Below are 3,913 nucleotides of genomic sequence, written 5' to 3' on the forward strand. Positions count from 1 at the left end.
GCTGATGCCAATGCTGTTACTGCGATTGCAAAAGAAGCAGGTTTCATTATTTCTGCTGATGATCTAACTAAGGCTCAATCCGAACTTTCAGAACGAGAGCTGGAAGGCGTTGTTGGAGGTACTGTGATGCTAACTAAGGCTCAATCCGAACTTTCAGAACGAGAGCTGGAAGGCGTTGTTGGAGGTACTGTGATGCTAACTAAGGCTCAATCCGAACTTTCTGAGGTACTGGGTGTTTGTTAGCAACACTGTGTTATTAGCACTGGTTCTAAGTCACACTCAAACCCCCTGCCGCCGTAGGGGTTTTTTATTTCTTCAATCAACACCATAAACCCTTAAATCAGCCTTTGATACCTGGCACCATTACAAAGTAGAAAGTTGCCTTGATGACTTATTTGGAAGGAACTAATCAGAAATAGTTATACATATTCACAACGAATCTACCCTTGACTTAATTTACTCTAAAAGTATTTATATTCCCTAGATTAATCACCACAGCTTGAAGATTTGATCACCATCACGAATGCCATTGGCTCGTCTAAATCTCGCTGCTATCTAGTGCCACTCGTCAGGGATTTGGTTGAGCCGCATATCAAACGCAAGCGGTAGTTGCTGCTGCCCAGGCGATACACGCTTTTTCTTGCTTCTTTGATGACCTCTTGTCTCAACCAATCGCTTCAGCATCCTTGAGCCCCAATGGCACCTAGAGCCGCCTTTGCTTTTGTGCCGGTAGTTCTGGCAGAACCATGCATATCGCCTGGAACATCCCTTCAGGCTTGATGCCAGTTGCAGAAAGCTTGGGTGCCATTCGCTGATGCCATCACATGCCAACCGTCCGTAATGCCCGTAATTGGAATAGGGGTCATAAAACCCTTTTCTTATTCCTGCTGCCTTTGGATTGGCGTGGATATAACGCAATGTATTCAGCACTCGCCTGTGGTCTGTTGGAGCAATTGCAGTGGCGTAATACCTTGCTTCCCAAAAGTGCCCGCAACGACCACTCAGGCGATTAAGTGCCATCGCTGAATACCAACCAAACCAATGCATCAGCTTTGGCAGTTGGCGTGCATCATCAGGTCTCACCAGCAAGTGCAGGTGATTAGCCATCAGGCACACCGCATACAAGCGATGAGGCACCTTTTGCTTGGCTTTAGAGAGCACAGCTAACAGCACATCTCGCCTCAATCCTTTGGCAATCAAAAACTGACGGCTGTTGCACCGCAGCGTGATGTGAAAGGAATAACCCTGTGGCAGATAGCGTGGTAAGCGTGACACTGGAGAAGAGCAACTTGCATTGACCTATTACCTTGATGCTCTGCCCTTAGGGGTCTTGGCGTATTCCTGTTGGATTTGACTGATAAGAAGACCCTGCAGGTCTCTATAAGCCCGATTGACCTTCTGCACCTCAATCAACATCGCTGCTTCCACATCAGGCAGGCGAATAGCAATGGTTTTCATTTGTTTTTCTCCAGTCGCTCCAACTTCTCCGCAATCGCTGCACGACAGAATGCTGAGATATTGAGATGCTGGCTTCTTTTCAGCAGGAGCAGTGCCTGGTGGAGTTGTTGGGCATCATCTTCTGGGTAAGTGATTGTGAGTTGATTTCTTCTCATTTCTTTTGGGGTGATAGGTCGCTATTGAATGGGTCAAGGGCAATCAGCTCCAAACTCGTCTGTTTTCCCAAATAACTGCTGATGCGTTTGTAGTCATCATCCTGTTGGCTGATGCGTTGAATATCTATGGATTTCCATTTAGACAATGCCTTGACCTTATTGGGAAGTCGCTTGCGAAACAGGGCTTCCATCTCAACTTGGGTATTTAGGCTCTCTGGTAACTTCTCAACAATCAGGTGCGTGTGAAACTGACCTGTGCCTTGGTGGCTGGTTTCGTGGAAAAACAGCATCTTGGGGTAGGGGTATTCACCAGCACCCTTGATGCTCTTATCACGGCTCTTGTAGATGATGCGATGCAGTTTTCGCTTGAGGTCAGCGACATCTTTGAGTAACTCATCTTCTTTGCTGTGGTGGTCTCGGTAGTGAAAGCTGATGAGCCACCAAGGGTTGATGCTTTGGAGCTCGCCTTTGATGAGGCGTTTGATATTCCGTTTCAACCTTTGGGCTTGCCTGCGCTCTTCTTGTTGTATTGATTTCACTTGAGTTTCTCCTGTTTCTTCTCACGCTGAGACACTGACACCAACTCCTTGGCATCCAGCACATCTCTTCTGTTAGTTGCTCGCAGCTTGCCGCTATGCGGTTGTTGCTTCTCAATCCACCGAGTAAGCACTGCAAGCGTTAGTTATTTATGCGAGTTGCACCTTTTACAGGGTCGGCAGATGTGGATTGACTGATACGCCAATATCTGCAGGCAAAGCCAACAAGAGCGACACATCACGCAGGCTTGTTTTTATTGCTATTTCCGCCGTATATCAAGCCCTGACGCACCCACTTTTATAGCTTGGCTCATAACATCTTTTTTGATTATTCATTTCACGCTGTCTGCCAAGTCGGCATCTTCAATCTGCCTGTTGGCTTGGCATAGGTATCAAGCAGCATCTTGGTGGAGTGCCCTGCTGCCGCTGCCAAGTCCGCTGGGGAGTTTGCCATCGCCAATGCGTGAGACAGGAAACTATGGCGTTGGGCGTAAAGACGGCGGGGCTTCAATCCACAGCGTTGCAATGACCGCTTCCAAACACGACCCACAAGATGGTCGTAGATATTCGTGTGACTGGTGGGGGCGACAAACACCAGCCCATAAGGGTCGTAAATCTCCAGCAGCTCCATCTCAGCCTTGTGCTGTCTCAACACCTCCAGCACTTGTGCGGTCAGTGGCACAACCCTCTCTCTTCCTGTCTTCGTGGTTGCCCAGCTGTGATGACCTGAGGAATAGCCATCACGCCTCAAGCTCTTGCAGACCAGCACCTCTCCCTCCTCCCATCGGATGCAATCCCAGGTCAATCCCCTGATTTCGGCATTACGCAGCCCTGTGCTGAGCCACAGCAGAAACAGCGGGTAATACCAGGGCTCGTTGCTCTCCAGGTCGCTCAGCACTGCCTGGATTTCATCCACGCTCAGCACATCGCTCTGCACTGACCGCCGCTGCCACTTGAGTTTGTGAGAAAACAAATGGCGGTTGCCACCGCTGCATTGGCGGTAGTGGGTCATCAGCCCAGCGATGGTGCAGTCGCTCAAGCCACGCTCCTCTCTCAACCAACGCAAAAACTCCTCTGCATCGCTTCTGTTGCGGATGGGCTTTCCGTAGTGCTCCAGCAGCTTGTGGGCGTGGATTGCGGCTGCCTGGCGTTTGCTCTCTGCCCTCATCCTCAACGCCTCCAGCAATCCCACCTGCTTGCCATTCACTAGCGGCTGATATGCCATCAGGCTGCGGTCAAAGCTGCCCTGCTGGTAGTCGCTCCAGATTTGGGCGGCGATGGCGTGGGCTTTAGCCACTGCCACAGGGTCATCCCAGCGACCCAGGCGGTTGATAAACGCATCCCTGCCATCAATGCGCACACGGACCTGGAGCGTGCCGTTGTTGTTTCTCAGGGAAGGTGGTTTCCTCAAGCTGTGCCGCCGCTGCTGAGACCAGGGCTACGGCTGCACCACTGACCCAGCCAAGCCAGCCGCGTCCGCCTGTAGCCCTTCGTAGCTGGGGGGAGTGTCTGGGAGAAAAAATCTGGGGGTTTTGGGGGCAGTGGCTTGGCGATTGGCTGGGAGACCAAGGGCGACCGCTGAAATCTGAAGCCCAGCTTGTGGTCTCTGGGAGCTGGGCTCGCTTCACGCAGTGGTGGATGCCATAGCTCACATACACATAAAACCGCCCTGGCTCGCCAAACAGGGTTTCGTTTTGCGGTGAGCGGCGGAGATAGCCGTGGCAGGCAGGCTCATCCTGGGAATACGCCTCCGTCTCCACAATC

At 51.2% G+C, this 3,913-nt stretch carries 5 protein-coding genes and 1 pseudogene; 1 reads left to right on the forward strand and 5 read right to left on the reverse strand.

Annotated features, from left to right (window positions below):
• Positions 1–243, forward strand: a 243-nt coding sequence (locus SYN8016DRAFT_RS14780) for a Nif11-like leader peptide family RiPP precursor (protein WP_006855110.1), incomplete at its 5' end; no start/stop codon positions are given.
• Between the two features lie 246 nt (positions 244–489).
• Here the strand turns inward: SYN8016DRAFT_RS14780 and SYN8016DRAFT_RS14175 are convergent.
• From SYN8016DRAFT_RS14175 to SYN8016DRAFT_RS15890, 5 genes and pseudogenes are all read right to left on the reverse strand, one after another.
• A pseudogene (locus SYN8016DRAFT_RS14175) lies at positions 490–1,275 on the reverse strand (transposase).
• Positions 1,276–1,302: 27 nt separating this feature from the next.
• The gene (locus SYN8016DRAFT_RS15600) at positions 1,303–1,458 is read right to left on the reverse strand and encodes a hypothetical protein (protein ID WP_006855112.1); all 156 of its coding nucleotides are present in this window, start codon (positions 1,456–1,458) and stop codon (positions 1,303–1,305) included.
• Between the two features lie 151 nt (positions 1,459–1,609).
• The gene (locus SYN8016DRAFT_RS14180) at positions 1,610–2,110 is read right to left on the reverse strand and encodes a hypothetical protein (RefSeq protein ID WP_253909888.1); all 501 of its coding nucleotides are present in this window, start codon (positions 2,108–2,110) and stop codon (positions 1,610–1,612) included.
• Between the two features lie 376 nt (positions 2,111–2,486).
• A complete protein-coding gene (locus SYN8016DRAFT_RS14185) occupies positions 2,487–3,560 on the reverse strand; it encodes a site-specific integrase (RefSeq protein WP_253909889.1) in 1,074 nt (357 codons plus the stop codon).
• Positions 3,499–3,912, reverse strand: coding sequence for a DNA-3-methyladenine glycosylase (locus SYN8016DRAFT_RS15890; protein ID WP_253909890.1), 414 nt, complete (start codon positions 3,910–3,912; stop codon positions 3,499–3,501). The genes SYN8016DRAFT_RS14185 and SYN8016DRAFT_RS15890 overlap by 62 nt, the downstream gene beginning before the upstream one ends.
• Between the last annotated feature and the right edge of the window lies 1 nt (position 3,913).

The organism is Synechococcus sp. WH 8016 (assembly GCF_000230675.1).
GTDB lineage: Bacteria > Cyanobacteriota > Cyanobacteriia > PCC-6307 > Cyanobiaceae > Synechococcus_C.